Below are 22640 nucleotides of genomic sequence, written 5' to 3'. Positions count from 1 at the left end.
GGGTCTGGCCCGTATGGCCACCGGGTCCGCCCGAAAGCCGTCAGGCGGCCAGCGGGCCGAAGACCAGGGTGCCCGGGGCCTTCGCGTCGTCGCCCGCCCAGAACTCCAGCCACAGCGCGGCGAACTCGTCACGGGACAGCATTCCGTCACCGTCGGAGTCGAGCAGCGGGAAGGTGGCGTCGGTGTCGGTGGGGCGGCCGTTCCAGACCTCGATCAGCTGGCGGTACTCCGCCGCGGAGATCAGCCCGTCGCCGTTCTCGTCGATCGCTTCGAACATCGCGTCGGCCGTCGCGGTCACGGCCTCGGGCGTGTCCGGGAGCTTGTCGACCACCAGCAGGACCTCGTCCAGGGTGACCTTGTCGTCCCGGTCGAGATCCGACGCGGCCAGCAGCGTCGTCCACCAGCTGAGCATGATGCCGGTCAGGCGCCGCTCGTCACCCGGGCCGCGCCGCCGCGCCCAGCGGTCGGCCAGCGCCTGGAAGTCCCGCTCCTGGAGAAAACCGTCGCCGTCGACGTCCATCGCGGCGAAGACGCCCGAAATCTTGCGCCGCTGCAAGTCGCTTGCCATGCGTCCGAACGATAGAACCGGTGGCGTAGCGGCACATCGGCCATTCAGGGCCACGGCGATCCACGATCGGGGGACGGTGCGGGGAGCGCCGTACCGTGAAGGGGGAACGACCACACCCGGAGGTGGCGGATGACGGCCGGAATCGAACGGGCGGCCCACGCCTACTGTCCTGTCTGCAACCCGGACCCCGGCCTCGGCGAGCCGGTCACGGCGCTCTGCGGGGCGACCCATGCGTACTGGGGCCGCCGCGAGCGGCCGGTGAACAACTGCCCGGCCTGTGAGGCCGTCGTCGCGCAGACGGTGTACCCGTGCGGCCACACGGGTGGGGAGAGATGAGGGCCACAGCGAAAACGTCGTTTCCCTGGCCCGCCGGCGGGTATCCGGAGGCAGCGGACAACGAAAGGGAGGCCCTGATGAACGACAAAGCCGAGAACAAGATCGACGAGCTCAAGGGCAAGGCGAAGGAAGCCGCCGGTAACGCCACGGACAACGAGCAGTGGCAGGCCGAAGGCAAGGCCGAGCAGGGCAAGGCCAACGTCAAGCAGGCAGGCGAGAAGATCAAGGACGCCGTGAAGGGCGTCGGGGACTGACCCCTGCGGGCTTGCTCGCGCGTGAAGGCAGCCTTCACGCGCGAGCCCCTGGGGTACGGTCCGGATCATGGACTTCCGGGATTTCGACGGCATCAAGGTGCGGCGCCCTTCGGTCGAGCGCGACGACCTCGAAAGCGAACCCGCCGTGTTCCGGGGCGAATTCGACTTCGACTCGGTCCGCCTCGACGGCGGCGACCAGAGCGGGGTCCGCGGCGGCGGCGAGATCGCGCGTTCAGTCGTCTCGGACGTGAGCCTGGCGAACTCCCGGCTCGACAGGCTGACGCTCTCGGACGTGACCTTCGAAGGCGTCGACCTGTCCAACGCGGCGATCCGCGAACTGTCTGCCCGCCGGGTCGAAATCCTTCGCTGCCGCGCGATCGGGCTCGGGGTGGCGATCACCTCCGCGACCGATCTGTACGTCGAGAACGGGCGGTTCGACTACGCGTCGGTGACGGTCGAGCGCGCCAAGGGTCCGGCCGTCTTCTCCGGATGTTCTTTCCGGGAAACGGTGTTCTCCGGTGACCTGTCCCGGCTGACCTTTGTGGACTGTGAGTTCGCCGGAACGGAATTCGCTGCCGTCTCCGCGCTGGACTGCGATCTCCGCGGTTCGCGCCTGTCCGATGTCCGCGGTCTGCTGACCCTGCGCGGCGCGAAGATCACCGGCGAGCAGGCCGTCTCGGTCGCGGGGATCCTCGCGACCGAAAGCGGATTGTCGGTCGTCGGATGACCAACGTCGTCCTCTTCCACTCGGTCCTGGGATTACGGCCTGCCGAGCTGGCCGCGGCCGACCGCCTGCGCGCCGCCGGGCACGAGGTCACCACTCCCGACCTCTACGGCGGCGAGACCGCGACCACGCTCGAAGACGGATTCGCGCTGAAGGACCGGATCGGATGGTCCACCGTCGCCACCCGTGCGCTCGACGCCGCCCGGAAGCTGCCCGAGGACACCGTGCTGGCCGGGATGTCGATGGGCGCGGTGGTGGCCGCGGGCCTGCTCCCGCACCGGCCAGACACCGCCGGCGTGCTCTTGCTCCACGCCATCGCCGACCTGCCCGCGAAAGTCCGCGACGGGCTGCCGATCCAGCTCCACGCGGCCGACCCGGACGATTTCGCGCCACCGGCCGCGCTTCCCGGCTGGCTCGCCGCGGCGGCCCGCTCCGGCGCCGACGCGCGGGTGTTCACCTACCCCGGAGCGGGCCACTTCTACACCGACAGCAGCCTGCCCGACCACGACGAGGACGCGGCGGCCCTGACCTGGCAACGGATTCTGGCGTTCCTGGCGGCTCAGCCCTCGGGATAGAAGACGAAGAGCGTGCATCCGGTCGCCGACGCGGGCACGTGCCACGAACCGGCCGGAGCGTGCAGGAAGGTCCCCGCCGGATAGTCGCGCGCTCCGTCGTTGAACGTGCCGGAGACGACGAACACCTCTTCGGGGCCCGGTTCGTGGACGTCGCGATGCGGCCACGAGGAGCCGGGGTCCATTTCCAGCACGTTGGCCTGCGCGCCGTCCGCTCCCGTCCACAGTGGACGCAGTCGGATCCCGGGGAACAGCTCGCGAACGGGGGATTCCTTGACAGGGACGGAAGTGTAGCCCTCTTGGGCGAGGATCTCGGAGTGCATGACCTCATGGTGCCGTGGCCGCCTCGCGGCCGGACAGTGTCAGGTAAGACACCATAGGGTATTTTTCTGCCATGCATCGCGTGAGGGCACTGGTACGGCCGGTGCAGTCGACCTTCGAGCTCGGGATCGCCGCCGAGGTCTTCGGCACGGAGCGCGCCGGAGTGCCGCGGTACTACGAATTCGACGTCTGCACGGAGAAACCCGGCCAGGTGCCGACCACGGCCGGGTACGCGATCTCCGTGACCAAAGGCCTGTCCGCGCTGGCGGACGCCGACACGGTGCTCATCCCCGGCTGGTCGCCGGCGGAGGCGCCGCTCTCGGCCCCGGTGCGCCGGGCGCTCCTGCGCGCGCACGCCAGGGGAGCGCGGCTCGTCACGATCTGCACGGGTGTCTTCGCGCTGGCCCGCACCGGGCTGCTGGACGGCAGGACGGCGACCACGCATTGGGCGCGTGCTTCCCGGCTGCAGGAGGAATTCCCCCGGATTCGCGTGGAACCGGACGTGCTCTACGTGGACCACGGTGACGTCGCCACGAGCGCCGGGGCGGGCGCGGGAATCGATCTCTGCCTGCACCTGGTCCGGCGCGACCACGGGGCCGCGCACGCCGCCCTCGTCGCCCGGCACATGGTGATGCCGCCGCACCGTGACGGCGGTCAGGCGCAGTTCGTCCCGGCCCCGCCGCCCGGCGACGAGCTGGACGGTCTCCTCGAATGGGCGGGTGAGCGCCTCGGGACACCGTTGTCGGTGGGCGATCTGGCCGCGCACCTCAACGTCTCGCCCCGCACGCTCGCCCGGCGCTTCGCCGATCAGCTCGGCACCACGCCGGGCGCCTGGTTGCTGACGCGGCGCGTGACCGAGGCGCGCACCCTGCTGGAGGAGACCGGCTTACCGGTGGAGGTGATCGCGACCCGCGTCGGCCTGACGTCGGCCGTGAACCTCCGCCGCCGTTTCCGTGATCAGGTCGGCACGACGCCGGGCGCGTACCGGCGCGCGTTCCGTGGCTCCGTTTCGCCTTGAGCGGAACGGAGCACGCGCGCCCCGGCGGAATGTCACGATGAGCGTATGGCGGACATCCTCCCTTTCCACCAGAAGCGTCCCGAACCGGAGCCGCTGTGGCGTGACGTGCTGGGCAAGAGCCTGCGCGCCGCGCGGGAGGAACAGGGCGGCCGCCTCGTCGACGTCGCCGAACGCGCCGGGATCTCGCCGCAGTACCTCTCCGAGATCGAACGCGGCCGCAAGGAGCCGTCCAGCGAGATGATCGCCGCGGTCACCGGCGCGCTCGGGCTCGACCTGGCGGATCTGCTCTTCGGTATCGCGGGCACGATCAGCCGGGGCGGCAGCACGGGGCTCGCGGTCGGCCGCCGCCCGCGAGGGCCCGTGCTCATGGCCGCTTGAGCGTGTTCCATATCGAGGGGTAAGCCGAAGGCAGCGTGTTGCGAAAGCCTCTTTCGCAACCATCAGTGTTGCGAAAGAGGCTTTCGCAACGTCGATGGGGGATTGAGGCCGGAGGTCTCAGCGCTGTCGGATGTGTCGCGAAAGCCACTTTCGGGACGTCTGGTGTCTCGAAAGTGGCTTTCGCGACATCAGCACCAGCGCTGTCGGCTTCGAGTGTGCCCCGCGGAAGTGCCGACCACGCCACCTTCGCCTTACCCGTCAATAAGCCTGTTCGATGGGCTTCGTGCTGCCAGTGACCGCGAAAGACCGCGAACCTCGGCTTATGAACACCGCTTAAGCACGCTCGTCGAGAACGCGGTCCGCGAGCCCGTACGCGACCGCGCCCGCCGCGTCGAACACGCGGTCCCGGTCGGTGTCGTGCCGGAGATCGGACACGGCTCGGCCGGTGTGCGCGGAAAGGATCTCCTCCAGCTGCGTCCGCACCCGCACGACCTCGTCGGCCTGCAGGATGAGGTCCGGGATAGTGCCCCGGCCCTGCGCGGCGGGCTGGTGCAGCACCACCCTGGTGTGCGGCAGCACGAACCGGTGCCCCGCCTCGCCCGCGGCCAGCAGGATCGCGCCCGCCGCGACGGCCTGGCCGACACAGGTCGTGGCCACCGGCGCCTTGATGAAACGCATGGTGTCGTACAACGCGAGCATCGCCGACGGGTCGCCGCCCTCGGTGTTGATGTAGAGGTTGATCTCCTGCTCGGGGTTGTCCGCCTCCAGGTACAGCAGCTGGGTGATCAGGGCGTTCGCCACGCCGGAGTCGATCGCGGTCCCGAGGTAGATGATCCGCTCCGACAGCAGATGCGAGTAGACGTCCATGATCCGCTCGCCGGCGGGGCTGCGGGAGATGACGTTGGGGATGGTGTAAGAGCTCATGCGCCCGCACCCCTTTCCGTGCCGAGGCCGAGTCTGTGCGTGCGGACGGGGACGACCTGGTCGAGGCTCTCGACGATGTGGTCGATGAAGCCGTATTCGCGCGCCTGCTCGGTGGTGAACCAGCGATCGTGGAGCGAGTCGGCGAAGATCCGGTCGATGGGCTGCCCGGTGTCGTCGGCGATGAGGCCGAGCACCGTGTCCCGCGTGTAGCGCAGGTCGTCCGCCTGCACCTCCACCTCGACGGCCGAACCGCCGATACCGGCCGAACCCTGGTGCATGAGAATCCGGGCGTGCGGCAGGGCGAAGCGTTTGCCCGGGGTGCCCGCCGAAAGCAGGAACTGCCCGGCACTGCACGCCAGCCCCAGCGCGAGGGTGGCGACGTCGCACGGCACGAGCCGCATCACGTCGCGGATGGCCAGCATCGACGGGACCGAACCGCCCGGCGAGTGGATCCACAACGCGATGTCCTTGCGCGGGTCCTCGCTCGCGAGTGACAGCAGCTGGGTGGTGAGGACGGTCCCGTTGTCGTCGTCGAGCGCGCCGTCGAGGACCAGCACACGCTGGCTGAAGAACCGTTCCCGGAGCCGTTGGTCGAAGAGTGGCTGCTTCTCGTTGTCGGTCATGCCCCGACCATGCCGCCGGGGCGCGGCCGCCCGCCGGTTTCGCTGCTGTGAGCGGATCAGCCCACAGCAGGGCGTTTGACCGGGACCAGCCACACGCCGATGACCAGCACGGCGGCGAAGACGAGCGCGACGAGATCGAGAGCGAGCCCCGGATACAGGGGAAGGCCCAGGTATTCCCGTTCGTCCAGCGTCTGCAGCAGGAGCAGGCTGAGCAACGTCAGCCCCGCGCCGGCGGCGGTCACGACCTGACCGCGGCGGACGCTGGCGAACAGGAGACCGCCACCGACGATCGAAAACACGCCCGCCAGGACGATGCCGACGCGGGCGAGGAGCATCGGCGGCCAGAACACCTCGAACAGGTACGGCTGGTGGATCATCATCGCGTCGGTCAGCACGTAGAAGCCGAACAGGATGCTCGCCACCCCGGCCAGGATCGCGGGCATCGAAGGCATGCCGAGCCCGGGAGAAGGCGGCCGCGGCACGGGGGTTTCGACCCCGCTCGCGGCGTGAGCCAGCAGCGGGAGCGCTTGGTCCGGCAGCATGCGTGCCTGCGGTGCCTTCGCCAGCAGCCCGCGGAGGACGTCCGCGAGCGGCGCGGGCGTCCGGTTGAACGGCGGCTGCTCGTTGACGACGGCGTACAGCGTGGCCGCGACGTTCGCCCGCTGGAAGAAGTTCCCGCCCTCGCTCGCGCTGAGCAGCGTCACGCCGAGCGACCAGAGATCGGAATGGGGAGTGGCCTCGTGCCCCGCGATCGTTTCGGGGGCGAGGAACGCGGGGGTGCCTGCCGGGTCGAGGGCCTTGGCGATCCCGAAACCGGTCAGTTTCACCGTCCCGTCGGGAGCCACCAGGATGTTCGAGGGCCGCACGTCCCCGTGTACGACGCCCGCCGTGTGCGCGGCGGTGAGCGCGCCGAGCACCTGTCCGCCGAGGTCCGCCACGAACCGCGGAGGCAGCGGACCCGCGGACGCGATGTCCTCCAGAGTCCGCCCTTCCACGGGGCCCATCACGAGGAACGCCGTCCCGTCCGTCACCACGACGTCGTGGACGGGCACCACCGACGGGTGATCGACCGTGACGCGGGCTTCGCGCTGGAGCCGCTCGACGAGGGCGGGCTCGTGGCCGGGGAGCCGTAGTTCCTTGATCGTGACCCGGTCGCCGTCCGGCCCGTCCTCGGCACGCCACAGCACGGCCGTCCCGTCGCGCCCCAGCTCCTCGAGCAGGGTGTAGCGCTCGGCGATCGTGCGGGAAACTGCCGTCACAGTGGTTCTCCTCGAATCCTGAAGGGGTCTTCGAAGCACGCTAATCAGCGCTCATGACAAAACGATGAAATGGCCGTTCATCCATAAAGGACGTACCCGGCTGGATATATTCACAGTCATGCTGACCTTGGCGGCCCTGGTCGACGACCCGGCTCTCGAACTGCGGGTGGTCGTCCCCGGCCGCGACGGGGCGCTGACCGGGCAGGTGCTGTGGGTGCACAACACCGAGCTCCCCGACCCCGGGCCGTACGTGCGCGAGCACGAGGTCGTGCTGACCAACGGACTGTGGCTGGACCGCGTCGCCCCGGCGGACTTCGTCGCGCGGGTGGCCGGCGCCGGAGCGGCGGGCGTCATCTTCGGCCTGCGCGTGGAGCAACCCGACACTCCTCCGGAACTCGCCGAGGCCTGCCGGGAAGCCGGATTGCCCCTGTTGGAGATCTCGGTGGCGGTGCCGTTCACGGCGGTCACCCGCGCCGCGGCGGCGATCCAGGCCGCGGACCGGCAGAACGCGCTGATGTCGATGGTGCGCCGGGGCGACGAGCTGACCTCGGCGCTTTCGCGGGGCGCGGGCGCGGCCGGGGTGCTCGCGATCCTCCGTCGTGAGCACGAGCTCCCGCTGGCCGTCGTGGACCGGATGGGCCGGGAGCTCGCGTCCGCCGGTGCCGCGCTGGACGCCGGGCAGTCACGCGCCGCGGCGGAGGCGCTGGCCGGGCATCCGCCGCCGCTGGAGGCGGATCTCGGTGCGGGGACGCGGGCGGCGTTGTTCCCGGTGGGCGCGATCGGCGACGCGGACGCCGCGCTGCTGTGCCTGCGGCCCGTGGCCGGCCTGACGCGCGAGGAGCGGGACGCGCTGGAGCAGACCGCCCGCTACCTCAGCCTGGAGGTGGCCCGGCACCAGGCGGTGCAGGCGATCGAGATGCGGTTCGCCGTCGAACTGCTGGACATGATCCTGTCCGGAGCGCAGCGCGCCGCGGAGGTGCCCGGCAGGCTGCGGGCCTTCGGCGTCGACCCGGATGGGCCCCTGGCGGTGATCGCGCTGGCGTTCGCGGGCGACGACGCCGCGACGCGGGCGGGGATGGCGGAGGCCGTGACGGATTTCCTGCTGGCGGACGGACTGCCCGCGGTCGTGGCGGCGGGCAGCCAGGACGTCGTCGCGGTACTGCCGTTCCGGTCGGGACGGCAGTCGCCCGCCGCCTTCGCGCCGCGGCTGGCGGCGGCGGTGTCACACCGGCTCGCCGGCGGACGCGTGGTGGTCGGACTCGCCGATCCCGTGCCCGGCGCGGCCGAACTGCGGGTGCCGTTGTCACGCAGCCGCGAAGCCTGCCGAGTGCTCCGGGGCAGACGCGGCGGCCCGGTCGCGGCGAGTTTCGCCGAACTGGGCAGCTATCGCCTGCTCCTGGAATCACACGACGAGCAGTGGCGGCACACCTTCGCCGACGCCCTGCTCGGTCCGCTGCGCGAGCACGACCGCGTCCGCGACGGCGACCTGGAGGCGACCCTGCGGGCGTTCCTCGACCACGACGGCCAGTGGGCGGCCACCGCCGCGGCCCTGTACGTGCACGTCAACACCTTGCGCAACCGGCTGGCCAAGGTCACCGAGCTGACCGGCCGCGACGTCGGGCGGACCGCCGACCGGGTCGACCTGTTCCTGGCGCTGGAAGCGGCTCAGTCCGGGTAGACCGCCGGGTCGATTTCGAGGCGCCGCAAGGGTTCCGCGGGCAACGCCAGGTCGGCCAGCGCCGCGGCGGCCACGTCACGGCACCGGGCGAACCGGACGTCGCCGAGGCCGAGCCCGAACTCGATGAGCGAGCGCACGGCCTCCAGCCGTCCCGGCCTGCCCGAAAGGAACGGATGCAGGCACAGGTTGAACAGGCACCGGTAGCGGCGCATCGCGTCCAGCTCCGCGCGCCACATCTCCAGCACCCGCACAGGGGACGTGATCACCGAGCCGACCTGCGGTGCGGGAAGGAACGCGTACTGCTCCCAGTCGTCGAGCGACCAGTGCACCGGCAGCTCGGCGATCCGGCCGGCCGCGGTTTCGATCAGGTACGGCCGGTCGTCGGCCATCAGCGACGAGTCGTAGCTCAACCCGTGTTCGGCCACCAGCGCCGGAGTGTCCCAAGTGGACTCCCAGCCCGCCGCGCGATGCCCGCTGATCTCGATGCCCTGTGCGGCGAAGACCGCCATGCCCCGTTCGAAATCGGCGCGTTGCTCCGCGGCGGTCATCGCGGTCGGCGGCCGGTGGCTGTAGGAGTGGTGGGCCACCTCGTGCCCGCGCTCCACGATCGTGGCGGCGAGGCCGGGCCGCTGTTCGGCGACCCAGCCCGGCACGAAGAACGTCGCGGGCACGGCTAGTTCGTCGAGCAGGTCGAGGATGCGCGGCACCCCGACCCTGGGCCCGTACGCCTGATGGGACATGGTCGAGAGGTGGTCGGCGTAGCCCCGCCCGCGCGCGAGGATCGGGGATTCCGCGTCCACGTCGAAGGTCAGGGTCGCCACCGCGGCCGCGCCGCCGTGCCAGCTTGGTTCCGTCACGCCTGCCGACTCTCCCGCCAACGGCGCGCGTTCGCCACCGTGACCGTCGGGGAGACCATCGCGCGATCGAACTCGGCCAGTGGCCGCGCCGCCGCGACACGGGCGGGCAGGTCGGGGTTGGCCAGCGCGCCGTGCCCGAGCGAGAGCAGGTCCGCGTGCCCGCCGGTGAGCACCTCGTGCGCCTGGGCGAGGTCGTGCATCCCGCCGTTGGCGATCACCGGCAGCCCGGTGACCTGCCGGGCGAGCGCGGTGATGGTGCCACCGTCGGCCAGCTTCGCCGTTTCGAGCCAGTTCCGGCCCTCGCTGGCGATGTGGAGGTACTGCGCGCCCGCTTCGGCGACCGCGGCGAAGATCACCTCGGCTTCGTCGCGGCCGCCGGGCCAGCGGTAGGTGAAGTCGTTGACCTTCGTCTGCGACAGCCGCACGCCGGTCACCAGCTCGGGCACCGCCTCGGCTACGGCGGTCACGACGCGGGCGGTCAGCCGGATCCGGTTCGCGACCGGTCCGCCGTAGGAGTCCGTGCGGTGGTTGGTGTAGTCGGTGAGGAACTGGTCGAGGAGGTATCCGTTCGCCGCGTGCACCTCGACGCCGTCGAACCCGGCCTGACGGGCACGCACGGCCGCTGCCGCGAAGCCTTCGACGACGTCGTCGATCTCGGCTGTGGTCAGCTCGCGCGGCACCGGCCACGGCCCGGAACCGCCGTACGCGCGCATCATCTCCCCGCGCGGCTGGACGGCCGAAGGAGCGACTGTGTTCGGGTGGCCCTGCGCGATCGCCCCGGCGTGCATGAGCTGCGCGATCATCCGGCCGCCCGCCGCGCGGACTCCGGCGGTGACCACGCGCCAGCCCGCGACGTGTTCGTCCCGCGCGAGGCCCGGCTGGTTGAGGTAGCCCTGGCTGGCCGCGCTGTCGGGATAGGTGCCTTCGCTGAACACCAGCCCGAAGCCGCCGCGGGCGAATTCGGCGTAGTAGTCGGCCATCTCGCCGGTCGGGGTGCCGTCGGGACTTGCCGAGACGCGGGACATGGGGGCGACGGCGTAGCGGTTGCGCAGCGCGAGACCGCCGAGCGTGGTGGGGGCCAGCGCGGGGTGTTCGATGGTGGTCGTCATGACCGGTTTCCTCCATTGTGGACGGTTTCGATGGCGAGCGGGGAGAGTCCGGCGTCGCTGATCCGGACAAGATCCTGCGGGCAGGCGGAGACCACGACGACGCAGTCCAGCTCGGCGCGCAGGGTCACCGCGTCGCCGGGCCGTGAGTTCGCGGTCAGCCAGTTCAGGCGCCCGTCCCCGCCGACCGGGACGCGCATGAAGACGTTGATCGGCTGCGGCGTCGGGCCCGTGAAGCCGAGACCTTCGGTCGTCAGCGCCTCACGCAGGTTCGCGGCGCAGGACCGGTGGCCTGGAGCGCCCAGCGCGGCGTAGCGGGCCGGGTCGCACGCCGGGACGAGCATGTCGTGCTCGCCGGGTGAGATGTCTTCGATCAGCGTCAGGATCGGGCGGCGCAGGTCGGTCAGGAACGATTCGCCGACCGCGGGGAACAGCCGGTCGACACCGGCGCGGGTGTGCGCCGCGCTGTGGTGCTCGGTCAGTTCGGTCCCGCCGCCGTCGCGGAAGGCGAACACATCGCCGACCTGGCCGCCGTCGACGTCGATGACCCGCACCAGATCCCCTGCGGCCACGCGGACGGCCTTGGCGGTCCCCGGTGGCACTTCCGTTCTGCTCATGGCTCCAGCAAACAGGGGTGGACGGGCGCCCCGCCATGGAGAAATCTCTACTATACAGGCTACTTAGTAGAGAAACCTCCAGGCGAGCAAGGCGTAACTCGCGTGCTTGAAGGCGTAACTCGCGTGATTGGAGCCGCAACATCGTGTTACGGCTCCAATCACGCGAGTTACGCGGTGAGATAGTTTCGACTTTGACCATTTTCGCGGAGCCGGGTTAGGGTTCGCCGATGGAGGACGTGGACGCGGCCGGGCTCGATTTCTGGTCGTTCGTGGCGCTGGCGAACCGGCGGCTCGCGCACGAGTACGGCTTCCGGCACCAGCTGGCGACCGAGGTGCTGCTGACCCTCAATCGCGCCTCCGACCTGGTGACCTACGACCTCGAAGCCGCGGTGCACCGGCCGCGCGGCCGGTCGTGGTCGGCGTTCCGGCTGCTGTTCGTTGTCTGGCTCGCCGGGCCGCTCGAACCGACGAGCGCCGCCCGGCTGACCGGGATGAGCCGGGCGGCGGTGTCGAATCTGGTCAAGACGCTGGTCGCGGAGGGGATGCTCCACCGGGTCCCGGACGAGCGCGACGGCCGTTCGGTGCGGCTGTCGCTGACCGAGGCGGGGCACGAGGAGATGGTCTCGGTCTTCCGTGAGCACAACGAGCGCGAATTCGGCTGGACGAACGCGCTGACCGAGACCGAACAGCGCATCCTGGTGATGCTGCTGGGCAAGCTGATCACGAGCCGCGCCGAGTTCGGCACCCGGAGCCGCAAGTAGGCCTTCCCGTCGCGCGGACGACCGGACTACCCTTCCCAGGGATAGTAAAAGCCTGAACTAAATCGGCGAGGAGGAGACCATGGTGGACGGCGGACGGATTCCCGCGCTCTTCGCCGGGCTGTGCGACGACGCCGCGGTGTTCCCGCCGGGGCTGGCCCCGCTGCCGGACGCCGTCGCGGCACACGACGAGCACCTCGATGCCTGGTACGCCGACCTCGTCGGCCCGCTCGTCATCGCCGCCACCGCGCTCGGCGACCTCGCCGAAGTGCTCGGCGACCGGTCGACCCCGCTGCCGGTCTCGGTGACCCTCCCCGGCGGGCCCGAGCAGCTCGACGGGGTGCTCGGCGCCGTGGAGAAGCTCCCGGTGAAACTCGACGCGCTCGAGATCGCCGTCCCCGAGGGGATGGGCCCGGACGAGGTGCTCGCCGGGATTTCCCGGGCCACCGCGCCGGTCTTCGTCGAGATCCCGCGCGACGAGCGCCGTGTCCCGCTGCTGACCGCCCTTTCCGGCACGGGTCACCACGCGAAATTCCGCACCGGTGGCGTCCGGGCCGACCTGTATCCCGGCGAAGCGGAGCTCGCCGCCGCGGTCCGGGCGGCCGTCGGGGCGGGCGTTCCGTTCAAGGCCACCGCCGGGCTGCACCACGCCCTCCGCAACACCGATCCGGAGACCGGCTTCGAACAGCACGGCTTCCTCAACCTGATGCTCGCGACCGACGCCGTCCTCACCGATGGCGACGCCGAAGCCGTTCTCGCCGAACGAGACGGCGCCGTCGTCGCCAGGCGGCTCCGGGAGCTGGACGCGGATCGCGTCGCCGCCCTCCGCGCGGCCTTCACGTCGTTCGGCACCTGCAGCATCACCGACCCCCTGACCGAACTGGCCGGACTCGGCCTGCTCGACGCGCCCCGAGGAGAGGCATGACCACGATCGACATCCCCGCAGGCTCGCTGTTCGGGATCGACAACCTGCCGTACGGCGTGTTCTCCGTCGACGGCGATTCCCCGCGCGTCGGCGTGCGCGTCGGCGACTCCGTTCTCGACCTGGCCGTGGCGCTCGGCGACGACGTGTTCACCGCGCCGGCGCTGAACCCGTTCATGGCGCAGGGATACGACCGCTGGGTGGCGGTCCGGGAGCGGATCCGCGACCTGGTCTCCGGCGAGCTCCCCGACGGCGCGGTCCACGCGATCGAACGGGTGACCCTCCACCTGCCGATCGAGGTCGCGGACTACGTCGACTTCTACGCCTCCGAACACCACGCCTCGAACGTCGGCAGGCTCTTCCGGCCCGACGCGGAACCGTTGCTGCCCAACTGGAAGCATCTCCCGGTCGGCTACCACGGCCGGTCCGGCACCGTCCTGGTCTCCGGTACGGACATCGTGCGCCCGAGCGGCCAGCGCAAGGCCCCGGCCGAAGCGGCGCCGGTGTTCGGGCCGAGCACGCGGCTGGACATCGAGGCCGAGATGGGCTTCGTCGTCGGCACCGGCACCCCGCTGAACACCCCGATCACCCCGGATTCCTTCCCCCGCCACGTTTTCGGCGCGGTCCTGCTCAACGACTGGTCGGCCCGCGACATCCAGGCCTGGGAATACGTCCCGCTGGGCCCGCACCTCGGCAAGAGCTTCGCGACGTCGATCTCCCCTTGGGTGGTGCCGATCCTGGCGCTGGAGGCCGCGCGGATCCCGCTGCCCGGCCAGACGGATCCGGAGCCGCTGCCGTACCTGCGGGAGAGCGAGCCGTGGGGCCTCGACATCGACCTCGTCATCGAATGGAACGGCGAGGAGGTCAGCCGCCCGCCGTTCCGCGAGATGTACTGGTCGCCCGCTCAGATGCTCGCGCACCTGACGGTCAACGGCGCTTCCTCGCGCACGGGCGACCTGTACGGCTCCGGCACGATCTCCGGACCGGAGAAGAACCAGCGCGGCGCGTTCCTCGAATTGTCCTGGGGCGGCAAGGAACCGCTCACGGTCAAGGGGGAGGAGCGCACCTTCCTGCTGGACGGCGACGAGGTCGTGATCACCGGGACCGCGCCCGGCGCGAACGGCTCGCGGATCGGGTTCGGCGAGGTGCGCGGGCGCGTCCTGCCGTCGAACTGAGCCGATGCGGCTGTGACCGGTGTGGTGTGTCGCGAAAGCCACTTTCGGGACATCAGACGTCCCGAAAGTGGCTTTCGCGACAGGTGGCCGGTTGCCGATGGCCCTTGAACCGACGAGCGCGGGGTCGGAGCCGACGTTGCTGTAGACCCACTTCGGCTTGAAACCGATCTTCAGCGACGCCAGCTGGGAAAGCGCGGTGTACGACGGAACGGTGAAGCCCAGCACCAGATCCACGCCCGCGGCCTTGAGTTTCGCGATCTGCGGCGCGATGTCGGTGTTGCCGGGCGAGTACTTCGCGACCTCCACGATCTGCTGGCCGAGATGACGCCGGGCGCCCTTCTCGCCGTCGCGGCCGAAGTCGTCGTCCTGGAGGAACAGGCCGACCTTGGCGTTCGGCAGGTTCTGCCGTACCCAGTCACCGATGATCTTGCCTTCGATCTCGTAGTCCGGCTGCCAGCCGAAGGTGAACGGCGCCTTCTTCGGATCGTCGCCCCAGCGCAGCGAACCCGACGACACGAACAGGTCCGGCACCTTGGAGTTGTTCAGGAAATCGACCACGGCGCTGTGCGTCGGCGTGCCGAGGCCGCCGACCATCGCGAAGATCTCCTCCTTGAGCACCAGTTCGTCGGTGACCGCGCTCGTGGTGGTCGGGTTGTAGCCGTCGTCCTTCACCACGAACTCGATCTTGCGGCCGTTGACGCCGCCGTTCGCGTTCACGTAGTCGTAGTAGGCCTGATGACCGCTCGGGATCTCGCTGTAGCCCGGCGCGGCGACGCCGGTCAGCGGGAAATGCGCCCCGATCTTGATGGTCGTGCCGGTGACGCCGACCGTCGAACCCTTCCGCTCGCCCTCGGGTCTGCCGCCCGCGCCGCAGGCGGCGGTGACCGTGACGGCCAGGAAGACGGCCACGGCCTTGGCCCAGCGTTTCATGAAGTTCTCCTCCGGTGGATGAGTTTCCGCAGCCCACCGGCGAGGCCGGCGGGTGCGAGCAGCACGATCAGGACGGTGACCAGTCCGTAGATCAACGGCGCCAGATGCGCGGCCTGCACGTCGGACAGGCCGAGATCCGTTCCCGCGCCGGTCACCAGCGGCGGCAGGAAGGTCAGCAGCGCGGCCCCCGCGAGCGCTCCGGTCAGGCTCCCGAGCCCGCCGAGCACCACCGCGGACACCAGCAGCAGCGACAACGTCAGCGCGAACCCGCTCGGTGCCGCCAGCCGCGCCGACAACGCCATCAGCGCTCCGGCCAGCCCCGCGCATCCCGAACTGACGACGAACGCCCGCACCCGCGTGCGGCCGAGGTCGATCCCGGCCAGTTCGGCGGCCACGTCCTCGTCGCGCACCGCCCGCCAATCACGTCCGACGCGGCCGCGGGAGAGATTCGCCAGCAGGACGAACACGATGATCACCGCGAGCCACGAAAGGTAAGCGAGGTAACGGATCGACGTGAGTTCCTGCCCCGTGACGAAGTACGCGGCGTCCGCCAGCCAGCCGGGGATTTCCGGCATCCGCACGGGTAAGCCCTGCTCGCCGCCGAGCACTTCACCGAAGAACAACGGGATCCCGGGAACGGCGACGGCGAGCGCGAGCGTCGCCCCGGCGAGATACGGCCCGTGCAGCCTGGCCGCGGCGACGCCGACGAGGGCCCCGACGGCCAGGGTGATCACCATCGCCAGCGCCAGGATCAGCGGCAGCGGAAGGAATTCCGACTTCAGCAGGAGCGCCGTCGAGTACGCGCCGACGGCCATCAGGGCGCCGTGCCCGAGCGAGAGCTGCCCGTTGAGCCCGGTCAGGACGGTCAGGCCCGCGGCCGCGATCGCGAAGTACGCCATCGTGGTGAGCTGCGAGGTCAGGAACGGCCCGGAGGTCTCCAAGACCAGCACGACGACGACCAGCGCGGCGAGCGCGATCAGGAGAGTGCGGCGTGGCATGTCAGACCTTCCGCTCTCGGACGCTCGCGAACAGGCCGCCGGGCTTCAGGAGCAGCACCACCATGAGCAGCGCCAGCGCGGCGAGCGGAACGAGTTCGGAGCCGATGTAGCCGCTCACCAGGCTCAGCGACAGGCCGAGGACGACGCCGCCGACGACCGCGCCGACCGGGCTGTCCAGTCCGCCGAGCACCGCGGCGACGAAACCGTACACCACCACACCGTCCATATAGGACGGATGGACGAGACCGCCGCCGGCGATCAGCAGCCCGGACAGCGAACCGGCGAGCGCGGCCAGCGCCCAGCCGAGCGTGAGCATCCGCCCGACTCGCACGCCGAGCAGGCGCGCCACCTCCCGGTCGAAGGCGGCGGCCCGCATCCGCAGGCCCAGATCGGTACCGCGGAACAACAGCACGAGCCCGATCAGCACCACCCCGACCGCGGCGATGGTGAACACGCCGAACCCGGTCAGCGCGATCGTCGTGTCACCGACCCGGAAACCGGTGAGCCCGAACGGCGCCGGGAACGACCGGTACCGCGAGCCGAACACCAGCGCCGCCAGCGCGTGCAGCACGATGAACAGCCCGAGGGTGAGGATGACGGCGTTGATCTCGGGTTTCCCGGAGACGAACCGGATCACGAACCGTTCCACCAGCGCGCCGAGCACCAGGCCCGAAAGCAGCGCCACGGCGAAACCGGCCCAGTACGACCAGCCCGCGTCGATCAGGACCAGCGCGAGGTAGGTGGTGATCATCGCCATCGGCGCCTGCGCGAAGTTCACGATCCGCGTCGCCCGCCAGATGAGCACGAGCGCCAGCGCGAACGCGGCGTAGACCACGCCCAGCGTCAGGCCGGTGAGCGCGGTGGTCAGCAGTTGCTGCACAGGGCTCCCTTTCTCCAGGGGTGAGGCGCCGAGCCGGGCACCGGCGAGCCGTGGGGGCGTCGCGAAAGCCACTTTCGCGACGTCTGATGTCCCGAAAGTGGCTTTCGCGACATGGTCGTGTGGTCCACCGAGCCTCCCTTTCAGAATCCGAGGTAGGCGTGCCGGAGGGCGTCGTCCGCGACGAGCGCGGCCGCGTCCCGCCGGACGACGACCTGCCCGAGGTTGAGCACGACCCCATGATCGGCGATGGACAGCGCGCTGCGCGCGTTCTGCTCGACCAGCACGACGGCCAGCCCTTCGTCGTGCACGAGGCCGCGCAGCAGGCCGAAGATCCGCGCCACGATCCGGGGCGCGAGGCCCAAGGACGGTTCGTCCAGCAGCAGCACCTTCGGCCGGGAGAGCAGCGCGCGGCCGATGACCAGCATCTGCCGTTCCCCGCCGGAAAGGACGTGCGCGAGACCGTTCTTGCGGTCGGCCAGCGCCGGGAAGAGGTCGTAGATCCGGCGGAGATCGGCCGCCGTCGCGCGGCCGCGCGCCCCGAGCGCGCCGAGCCGCAGGTTCTCCTCGACGGTCAGTTCGGCGAGCACGCCGCGGCCTTCGGGGACGTGCGCGAGGCCGAGCGCGGGAAGGTCCTCTGTGGACACTCGTCGCAGGTCTCGGCCCGCGAGCGAGATACCGCCGCCCGCCGGTGGCACGAGACCGGAAATGGTGCGCAGCAAGGTGGTCTTGCCCGCGCCGTTCGCGCCGAGCACCGCGGTGATCTCACCCTCCGCGGCCGAAAGGCTCACCGAGTCCAGCGCGCGCACCGGGCCGTAGCTCGCCGAGAGGTTCTCAACGGTCAGCACCGGCCACCTCCTCGCCGAGGTAGGCCGCCTGGACCGCCGGATCCGCGCGGATCTCGTCGGGGGTGCCGCGGGCGATGACCCTGCCGAAGTCCAGCACCACGATCTCGTCGCAGACGCCCATCACCAGATCCATATGGTGCTCGACGAGCATCACCGACATGCGTTCGGTCAGGCCGCGGACCAGCGCGCCGACCTCGTCGATCTCGGCCGACGACAGGCCACCCGCCGGCTCGTCGAGCAGCAGCAGGTCGGGTTCGCTCGCCAGCGCCCGCGCCAGCGCGACGCGTTTTCGCACCGGGTAAGGAAGGCTCGCGGGATACCGATGGGCGACGTCGGCGATGTCGAACGCCTCCAGCTGAGCCATCGCTCGCTCGGCCAGCGCCTTCTCGTCCTTCGTCATGCCCAGCAACGACGACCAGAAGCCGGATTTCGCGTGCCTGCCCGCCCCGGCGAGGACGTTGTCCAGCACGGTCATCCGGTCGAACAGGCCGAGTTCCTGCAGGCTGCGGGCGATCCCGAGGCCGGCGAGCTGATGCGGCCGCAGCCGCCGCAGTTCCGTTCCGCGCCAGGTCAGGGTGCCGGTGTCCGGGCGGACGAAACCGCACGCGACGTTGAAGAGCGTGGTCTTGCCCGCCCCGTTCGGGCCGATCACCCCGAGCACCCGGCCCGGGGCGACGGTCAGGGAGACGTCCGACAAGGCGACGAGACCACCGAAGGTCACCGTCACGCCGGACATCTCGAAGGTCGACAGGGTCACGCAAGAACTCCCAACGGAGAGAGGAGGTCCCGGCGCGGGCGCGCCGGGACCGAGGACACTCAGGCGTGCGGACATGTGTCCCGGTAGTCGCTGATCGTGCGGTCGTCCGGGGCGGGGCAGAGGAACTGCTCGTAGCGGGTGTCGTTGTCCACGAACCGCTTCAGCCACGAGATCGTGTACTTGGCCATGGTCGTGTTCGCCGTGTTCGGGAAGAAGTGGCTGGCGTTGTCCAGCTCCATGTACGCCTTCTCCGAAGAGGCGGGAATGCTGGTGTAGAACGGGATCGAGTGCGATGCCACCGGCGCGACCGTGTCGGACTCGCCGCCGATGACGAACGTCGGCACCCGCAGCGAGGACCACGACTTCTGCGTGTTCCACGCCGCGAGCGGCACCGCGGCCTGCAGCGACGGCCGGTCCTGTGCTGCTTCGAGCGAACCTCCGCCGCCCATCGAGTGGCCGGCCACCGCGAGCCGGGTGGTGTCGACGCGGGAGCGGACGGTGCTGCGCTGGGTCAGGTAGTCGAGCGCGGCCAGCAACTGGTCACCGCGGCTGTCGGGCTGGTCGTAGATCGTGTTGGTGTCGATCGTGAACACCACGAAGCCCTGCGAGGCCAGCCGCGGGCCCATCCACGCGATGCTCGACTGGGTCGCGGTGAACCCGGGCGAGATGGCGACCGCGCCGAACGTGCCCTGCGCGGTGCTGGTGGGGTAGTAGATGGTTCCGCCGCCGAAGCCGGTGACGGCCAGGCTCGACACGGAGGTCTGGGATACCGCGAACGAGCCGCGGGAGGCTTCGATGCTGCTTTCCGTCGGGTCGGGGCCTCGTTCGTAGGGGTTCTCGGCGGCGTAGGCCGCCGTGGGGGCGACAGTGAGTGCCGCGACGGTGGCCAGTCCACAAAGGATCCGAGTCGTACTGCGCATGGTGCCGTCTCCGTTCGCCGTTGAACACGGTCCGTGGTGATGGACTGTGGCAAAGGGCGGGACGGGGCTGCATCGGTGAAATCGCCAGTCTTGCTCCGCGCGCGTTCCGGACGGCCCGGCCGCCCGTACGATCGGCGATCGTGAACCCCTCAGCCGAGGACATAGTCCGCACCGCGGCGCGGTGGATCGATCGCGGCGTCCGCGTCGACACCTCCGCCTTCGCCCAGGAACTGGGCATCTCGCGCAGCACCCTGTTCCGCCGCGTCGGCAACCGGGAAGACCTGCTCGGTGATGCCCTCTACTACCTGTCCGAGCGCACCCTGACGGCCGCCGCGCGCACCTGGGAGCGCGATGAGGGCGACGTGGTGCGCAACGCGGCCGGTGAACTGCGCTGTCTGTCGATCATGCGCGAGTACCGGTCCGTGCTGGCGGCGAGTGCTGGGTTCCGGCGCTTCCTCGACGACGAGCCGGTGCTGGCGATCCGGCTGCTGACCGACCCGGACGGCCGCGTCCAGCCGAGGGTGATCGCGGCACACGTCGAGCTGCTTCGCCGCGACGTCGAGGACGGGGGCTTCGAGCCCGCGGTCGGCTTGGACAGCCTCTGCTACGCCATCGTGCGGCTGGGGGAAGCGTTCCTGTACTCGGACGTCCTCGCCTCCCGGACCCCCGATCTCGAAGCGGCGTCGACGCTGCTCGGCGCGCTCGTGGAAGGACGGGTACCGAGCAAGACCTTGTGAAACACTTACGCCTGGTGTTTCATCGAGAGGGATCTCGAGGAGGCGCCGATGCCTGTGTACCCGCTGCGGGGGAGGGACGACCTCTTCGGCGGGCTGCGGTCGGCCGCCGGACGCGCCGTGCTGGTCCGCGGCGCGGAAGGGCTCGGTAAATCGGCCCTGCTCACCGCGTTGCGCGCCACCCTCGGCGTCCGGCTCGTCGGTGTACGGGGCCTGCGCGCGGAACGCGAGCTGCCCTACGGAGCCCTGCAGCGGATGTTCGGCGCGCCGGTCTCCGGCGGCGCGGAGGCGCGGGACCGCCTCGGCGCGGTTTCGGCGCCGACGATCTGCTGGGTCGACGACGCGCACTGGGTCGATCCGGAATCCTTGGCGGCGCTGGGTTTCGCCGCCAGGCGATTGGCGGGCGCGCCGGTCGGGATGGTGCTCGCCTCGCGGTCGGGATCCGACGAGTTCGACTCCGTCGAGCTGCCGCCGCTGACCGATTCCGCCGCCGATCAGGTGCTGCGTGACCGCGGCGTGCCCGCCGGGGTGCGCCCGCAGCTGGTCGAGCTGGGAGACGGGAACCCGGCCGACCTGGTCGCGCTGGCGGCTTCGCTGACATCCGCTCAGGCGGCCGGGCGGGAGCCGGTCTCGCCCATCCTGCGGGAGCGGCTGCCTCGTTACGCGGCCGAGCTCGAAGCGATGCGGCTCGACGAACGTCTCCGTTTTCTCGCCACCTGCATGGACTTCTCCGCGAGGAAGGCGACCTGGTACGCGGCGGCGTCCCCGGCCGACCGCAGGGCGGCGCACGCGCGTCTGGCCTTCGCCGAGGAGGGGCCCGACGCGCTCTGGCATCGCGCGATGGCGACGGCCACGCCGTCCGAGCCGCTCGCGGACGCGCTCGCCGCGGCACCGGCGGTGGATCACGCGGCCGCGGCCCGGCAGCTCGAACGCGCCGCCGCCCTGACCGCCGATCCGGCGACGCGGGCGACCAGGCTCCTGGCGGCGGCGGACGCGGCCTGGCAGGCGGGCAGACCGGGTTGGGCGCGCCTGCTGCTGTCCAGGGTCGACACGGAACCGGGCGCGGTGGCGTTGCTGCACGGGGAGATCGAGCTGCGCGACGGCGATCCCGCCGTCGCCACCCACGAACTGGGCGCGGCGGCGGAACTGCTGCCCGATCCGGCGGGCGCGCTCCTGCTGGCGGGTGAGGCGCGCAGGCTCGGTGGTGACCTGAGCGGCTACCGGGCCCTCGCCCGGACGGTCCCGGCGGGCGACGAGCTGGCGTCCGCCCATTTCCACGGTCTCACCTCGGTTTACGCCGGCCGCCACGAGGACGCCGTCGCTCCGTTGACCGACGCCGTCGCCAAGGGGATGGCCGGTTCGGACGTCGCCGGGGCCGTCTGGGCGGCCGAAGCGGCCTTCGCCCGCGGGCATGCCGAACGGGCGCACGAATACGCGGCCGCGGCCGTGAGCCGCGCGCGGCTCGGCAAACGGCACGCGGAACTGCCGTGGGCGCTGATCTACCTGTCGCTCTCGGCGATCGCGCTCGACCGCATCCCCTGTGCGCGGGCGGCGTCCCGCGACGGGCTGCGCGCACCGCACAACCTGCGGATGGAGCATCTGACGCTGCTGGGCCTGGCCGCCGCCCTGCTCGGTGACCGTGTACCGGAGCTGGACGAGGCGGCCGAGGGGATCGCCGAACGCGGTCTCGGCAGGCCCGCCGCGGTCGCCGCGTGGGCGAACGCCTGTCTGGACCTCGCCGAGGACCGGCCCGACGACGCGTTGAGCAGGCTCGAAGATCTCGCTTCGGGTGTCTCCGGCGACCAGCCGGTGATCCGGGTGCTGGCCACCCCGCAACTCGTCGAAGCGGCCGTCTGTTCCGGGCGGCCCGAACGCGCGCTGGCCGCGCTGGAGGTGTTCGACCGCTGGACCCTCGCGGGCGCGGAACCCTGCTGGCTCGCGCTGAGCCACCGTTGTCACGCGCTGACCGCGCCGGATCCGGAGACCGCGGAACGGCGTTTCGTACGGGCCATCGAGGCGCACCGGCGGGCGGGCGGCGCGATGGAACTCGCCAGGACCCGGTTCGCGTACGCCACCCTGCTGCGACGGCATCGCCGGACCCGCGACGCCCGCGACCAGTTCCGCGATGCCTTACGGGGCTTCGAAAACGTCGGCGCCACCCGGTTCGCCGAACGGGCGCGGGCCGGGCTGCGGGCGACCGGCGAGACCGTCGACACCCCGCACCGGTCGCTCGCCGGGCTCACCCCGCAGCAGGACGCCATCACCCGGCTGGTGGCGGCGGGGGAGACGAACAAGGAGATCGCGCGGCGGCTGGTGATCAGCCATCGCACGGTGGATCACCACCTGCGGAACATCTTCACGGCACTGGGAGTGCGGTCCCGGGTGGAGCTCGCGCGCCGCGTCGCCGCCGGCGAATGACGAACTCGCGTGATCGAAGGCGTAACTCGCGTGTTTGGAGCCGTAACTCGCGTGATCAGCGGCGTGAC

General features: G+C 70.9%; 25 protein-coding genes and 1 pseudogene. 12 read left to right on the top strand and 14 right to left on the bottom strand.

What is annotated here, in order from left to right:
- Positions 1-40 precede the first annotated feature (40 nt).
- Positions 41-568: an EF-hand domain-containing protein gene (locus ACZ1DY_RS28075; RefSeq protein ID WP_185927183.1), complete on the bottom strand. Its 528-nt coding sequence runs from the start codon at positions 566-568 to the stop codon at positions 41-43.
- 129 nt (positions 569-697) lie between these two features.
- On the opposite strand from ACZ1DY_RS28075, the gene ACZ1DY_RS28070 reads away from it, so the two are divergent.
- From ACZ1DY_RS28070 to ACZ1DY_RS28055, 4 genes are all read left to right on the top strand, one after another.
- Positions 698-904 (top strand): hypothetical protein, encoded by a 207-nt coding sequence (locus tag ACZ1DY_RS28070; protein ID WP_257485715.1) that lies wholly within the window; start codon positions 698-700, stop codon positions 902-904.
- Between the two features lie 77 nt (positions 905-981).
- Positions 982-1158 (top strand): CsbD family protein, encoded by a 177-nt coding sequence (locus ACZ1DY_RS28065; RefSeq protein WP_126734200.1) that lies wholly within the window; start codon positions 982-984, stop codon positions 1156-1158.
- Between the two features lie 67 nt (positions 1159-1225).
- On the top strand, positions 1226-1885 hold the full coding sequence (locus ACZ1DY_RS28060) for a pentapeptide repeat-containing protein (RefSeq protein WP_465481403.1): 660 nt from the start codon (positions 1226-1228) through the stop codon (positions 1883-1885).
- Positions 1882-2457, top strand: a complete 576-nt coding sequence (locus ACZ1DY_RS28055) for a dienelactone hydrolase family protein (RefSeq protein WP_465481402.1) — start codon at positions 1882-1884, stop codon at positions 2455-2457. The genes ACZ1DY_RS28060 and ACZ1DY_RS28055 overlap by 4 nt, the downstream gene beginning before the upstream one ends.
- On the opposite strand, the gene ACZ1DY_RS28050 is transcribed toward ACZ1DY_RS28055, so the two are convergent.
- Entirely contained in the window at positions 2442-2777 is a 336-nt protein-coding gene (locus ACZ1DY_RS28050) for a cupin domain-containing protein (RefSeq protein ID WP_257485718.1), read from the bottom strand. The two genes, ACZ1DY_RS28055 and ACZ1DY_RS28050, sit on opposite strands and share 16 nt — an antisense overlap.
- A gap of 71 nt (positions 2778-2848) precedes the next feature.
- Between ACZ1DY_RS28050 and ACZ1DY_RS28045 the strand changes: the two genes are divergently transcribed.
- Positions 2849-3793, top strand: a complete 945-nt coding sequence (locus ACZ1DY_RS28045) for a GlxA family transcriptional regulator (protein ID WP_465481401.1) — start codon at positions 2849-2851, stop codon at positions 3791-3793.
- Between the two features lie 45 nt (positions 3794-3838).
- Complete coding sequence (locus ACZ1DY_RS28040; RefSeq protein ID WP_126734195.1) at positions 3839-4171, top strand: helix-turn-helix domain-containing protein; 333 nt, start codon at positions 3839-3841, stop codon at positions 4169-4171.
- A gap of 333 nt (positions 4172-4504) precedes the next feature.
- Here the strand turns inward: ACZ1DY_RS28040 and ACZ1DY_RS28035 are convergent, their stop codons facing one another.
- Genes ACZ1DY_RS28035 through ACZ1DY_RS28025 form a run of 3 tightly spaced genes read right to left on the bottom strand, consistent with a single transcriptional unit; the run spans position 4505 to position 6977 of the window.
- On the bottom strand, positions 4505-5095 hold the full coding sequence (locus ACZ1DY_RS28035; protein WP_126734194.1) for a ClpP family protease: 591 nt from the start codon (positions 5093-5095) through the stop codon (positions 4505-4507).
- Entirely contained in the window at positions 5092-5718 is a 627-nt protein-coding gene (locus ACZ1DY_RS28030) for a ClpP family protease (RefSeq protein WP_126734193.1), read from the bottom strand. Before ACZ1DY_RS28030 ends, ACZ1DY_RS28035 begins: the two co-directional genes overlap by 4 nt.
- Before the next feature lie 56 nt (positions 5719-5774).
- Positions 5775-6977: a serine/threonine-protein kinase gene (locus tag ACZ1DY_RS28025; RefSeq protein ID WP_465481400.1), complete on the bottom strand. Its 1203-nt coding sequence runs from the start codon at positions 6975-6977 to the stop codon at positions 5775-5777.
- Between the two features lie 118 nt (positions 6978-7095).
- On the opposite strand from ACZ1DY_RS28025, the gene ACZ1DY_RS28020 reads away from it, so the two are divergent.
- Positions 7096-8655 carry a helix-turn-helix domain-containing protein gene (locus ACZ1DY_RS28020; RefSeq protein ID WP_465481399.1) on the top strand — a complete coding sequence of 520 codons (1560 nt, stop codon included), beginning with the start codon at positions 7096-7098 and terminating at the stop codon, positions 8653-8655.
- Here ACZ1DY_RS28020 and ACZ1DY_RS28015 read toward each other — a convergent pair.
- From ACZ1DY_RS28015 to ACZ1DY_RS28005, 3 genes are read right to left on the bottom strand one after another with little or no spacing between them, the layout of a single operon-like run.
- A complete protein-coding gene (locus ACZ1DY_RS28015; RefSeq protein WP_465481398.1) occupies positions 8643-9512 on the bottom strand; it encodes a polysaccharide deacetylase family protein in 870 nt (289 codons plus the stop codon). The two genes, ACZ1DY_RS28020 and ACZ1DY_RS28015, sit on opposite strands and share 13 nt — an antisense overlap.
- Complete coding sequence (locus tag ACZ1DY_RS28010) at positions 9509-10621, bottom strand: oxidoreductase (RefSeq protein WP_465481397.1); 1113 nt, start codon at positions 10619-10621, stop codon at positions 9509-9511. The genes ACZ1DY_RS28015 and ACZ1DY_RS28010 overlap by 4 nt, the downstream gene beginning before the upstream one ends.
- Complete coding sequence (locus ACZ1DY_RS28005) at positions 10618-11235, bottom strand: DUF1989 domain-containing protein (RefSeq protein WP_465481396.1); 618 nt, start codon at positions 11233-11235, stop codon at positions 10618-10620. The genes ACZ1DY_RS28010 and ACZ1DY_RS28005 overlap by 4 nt, the downstream gene beginning before the upstream one ends.
- A gap of 227 nt (positions 11236-11462) precedes the next feature.
- Here ACZ1DY_RS28005 and ACZ1DY_RS28000 point away from each other — a divergent pair, with 227 nt between their 5' ends.
- From ACZ1DY_RS28000 to fahA, 3 genes are all read left to right on the top strand, one after another.
- Complete coding sequence (locus ACZ1DY_RS28000; RefSeq protein WP_257485725.1) at positions 11463-11996, top strand: MarR family winged helix-turn-helix transcriptional regulator; 534 nt, start codon at positions 11463-11465, stop codon at positions 11994-11996.
- A 79-nt stretch (positions 11997-12075) separates the two neighbouring features.
- The gene (locus ACZ1DY_RS27995) at positions 12076-12918 is read left to right on the top strand and encodes a hypothetical protein (RefSeq protein ID WP_465481395.1); all 843 of its coding nucleotides are present in this window, start codon (positions 12076-12078) and stop codon (positions 12916-12918) included.
- Positions 12915-14090, top strand: coding sequence for a fumarylacetoacetase (gene fahA / locus ACZ1DY_RS27990; RefSeq protein ID WP_465481394.1), 1176 nt, complete (start codon positions 12915-12917; stop codon positions 14088-14090). The genes ACZ1DY_RS27995 and fahA overlap by 4 nt, the downstream gene beginning before the upstream one ends.
- Positions 14091-14273: 183 nt before the next feature.
- On the opposite strand, the pseudogene ACZ1DY_RS27985 reads toward fahA, so the two are convergent.
- From ACZ1DY_RS27985 to bdeA, 6 genes and pseudogenes are all read right to left on the bottom strand, one after another.
- Positions 14274-15020: pseudogene (locus ACZ1DY_RS27985) on the bottom strand (ABC transporter substrate-binding protein); the annotation flags it as partial.
- The gene (locus ACZ1DY_RS27980; RefSeq protein WP_465481393.1) at positions 15017-16018 is read right to left on the bottom strand and encodes a branched-chain amino acid ABC transporter permease; all 1002 of its coding nucleotides are present in this window, start codon (positions 16016-16018) and stop codon (positions 15017-15019) included. The pseudogene ACZ1DY_RS27985 and the gene ACZ1DY_RS27980, both read right to left, overlap by 4 nt.
- 1 nt (position 16019) lies before the next feature.
- Positions 16020-16898: a branched-chain amino acid ABC transporter permease gene (locus tag ACZ1DY_RS27975; protein WP_465481392.1), complete on the bottom strand. Its 879-nt coding sequence runs from the start codon at positions 16896-16898 to the stop codon at positions 16020-16022.
- Positions 16899-17038: 140 nt separating this feature from the next.
- Entirely contained in the window at positions 17039-17743 is a 705-nt protein-coding gene (locus ACZ1DY_RS27970; protein WP_126734181.1) for an ABC transporter ATP-binding protein, read from the bottom strand.
- Positions 17730-18500 (bottom strand): ABC transporter ATP-binding protein, encoded by a 771-nt coding sequence (locus ACZ1DY_RS27965; RefSeq protein WP_465481391.1) that lies wholly within the window; start codon positions 18498-18500, stop codon positions 17730-17732. Before ACZ1DY_RS27965 ends, ACZ1DY_RS27970 begins: the two co-directional genes overlap by 14 nt.
- Before the next feature lie 59 nt (positions 18501-18559).
- Entirely contained in the window at positions 18560-19420 is an 861-nt protein-coding gene (bdeA, locus tag ACZ1DY_RS27960; RefSeq protein WP_257485732.1) for a bis(hydroxyethyl) terephthalate hydrolase, read from the bottom strand.
- 140 nt (positions 19421-19560) lie between these two features.
- Between bdeA and ACZ1DY_RS27955 the strand changes: the two genes are divergently transcribed.
- Together ACZ1DY_RS27955 and ACZ1DY_RS27950 are read left to right on the top strand one after the other, a co-directional pair.
- Positions 19561-20157 carry a QsdR family transcriptional regulator gene (locus ACZ1DY_RS27955; RefSeq protein ID WP_465481390.1) on the top strand — a complete coding sequence of 199 codons (597 nt, stop codon included), beginning with the start codon at positions 19561-19563 and terminating at the stop codon, positions 20155-20157.
- 48 nt (positions 20158-20205) lie between these two features.
- Complete coding sequence (locus ACZ1DY_RS27950) at positions 20206-22572, top strand: helix-turn-helix transcriptional regulator (RefSeq protein ID WP_465481389.1); 2367 nt, start codon at positions 20206-20208, stop codon at positions 22570-22572.
- Positions 22573-22640 lie beyond the last annotated feature (68 nt).

The organism is Amycolatopsis sp. PSD-21 (assembly GCF_055561455.1).
The sequence above is the reverse complement of the archived record's forward strand: the minus strand, read 5'-3'. Positions and strand labels throughout refer to the sequence as shown.

Bases quoted from the DNA above. Each gene is read 5' to 3' on its own strand.
- ACZ1DY_RS28075 (WP_185927183.1), bottom strand. From the start codon at position 568: ATGGCAAGCGACTTGCAGCGGCGCAAGATTTCGGGCGTCTTCGCCGCG.
- ACZ1DY_RS28070 (WP_257485715.1), top strand. From the start codon at position 698: ATGACGGCCGGAATCGAACGGGCGGCCCACGCCTACTGTCCTGTCTGC.
- ACZ1DY_RS28065 (WP_126734200.1), top strand. From the start codon at position 982: ATGAACGACAAAGCCGAGAACAAGATCGACGAGCTCAAGGGCAAGGCG.
- ACZ1DY_RS28060 (WP_465481403.1), top strand. From the start codon at position 1,226: ATGGACTTCCGGGATTTCGACGGCATCAAGGTGCGGCGCCCTTCGGTC.
- ACZ1DY_RS28055 (WP_465481402.1), top strand. From the start codon at position 1,882: ATGACCAACGTCGTCCTCTTCCACTCGGTCCTGGGATTACGGCCTGCC.
- ACZ1DY_RS28050 (WP_257485718.1), bottom strand. From the start codon at position 2,777: ATGCACTCCGAGATCCTCGCCCAAGAGGGCTACACTTCCGTCCCTGTC.
- ACZ1DY_RS28045 (WP_465481401.1), top strand. From the start codon at position 2,849: ATGCATCGCGTGAGGGCACTGGTACGGCCGGTGCAGTCGACCTTCGAG.
- ACZ1DY_RS28040 (WP_126734195.1), top strand. From the start codon at position 3,839: ATGGCGGACATCCTCCCTTTCCACCAGAAGCGTCCCGAACCGGAGCCG.
- ACZ1DY_RS28035 (WP_126734194.1), bottom strand. From the start codon at position 5,095: ATGAGCTCTTACACCATCCCCAACGTCATCTCCCGCAGCCCCGCCGGC.
- ACZ1DY_RS28030 (WP_126734193.1), bottom strand. From the start codon at position 5,718: ATGACCGACAACGAGAAGCAGCCACTCTTCGACCAACGGCTCCGGGAA.
- ACZ1DY_RS28020 (WP_465481399.1), top strand. From the start codon at position 7,096: ATGCTGACCTTGGCGGCCCTGGTCGACGACCCGGCTCTCGAACTGCGG.
- ACZ1DY_RS28010 (WP_465481397.1), bottom strand. From the start codon at position 10,621: ATGACGACCACCATCGAACACCCCGCGCTGGCCCCCACCACGCTCGGC.
- ACZ1DY_RS28005 (WP_465481396.1), bottom strand. From the start codon at position 11,235: ATGAGCAGAACGGAAGTGCCACCGGGGACCGCCAAGGCCGTCCGCGTG.
- ACZ1DY_RS28000 (WP_257485725.1), top strand. From the start codon at position 11,463: ATGGAGGACGTGGACGCGGCCGGGCTCGATTTCTGGTCGTTCGTGGCG.
- ACZ1DY_RS27995 (WP_465481395.1), top strand. From the start codon at position 12,076: ATGGTGGACGGCGGACGGATTCCCGCGCTCTTCGCCGGGCTGTGCGAC.
- fahA (WP_465481394.1), top strand. From the start codon at position 12,915: ATGACCACGATCGACATCCCCGCAGGCTCGCTGTTCGGGATCGACAAC.
- ACZ1DY_RS27980 (WP_465481393.1), bottom strand. From the start codon at position 16,018: ATGCCACGCCGCACTCTCCTGATCGCGCTCGCCGCGCTGGTCGTCGTC.
- bdeA (WP_257485732.1), bottom strand. From the start codon at position 19,420: ATGCGCAGTACGACTCGGATCCTTTGTGGACTGGCCACCGTCGCGGCA.
- ACZ1DY_RS27950 (WP_465481389.1), top strand. From the start codon at position 20,206: ATGCCTGTGTACCCGCTGCGGGGGAGGGACGACCTCTTCGGCGGGCTG.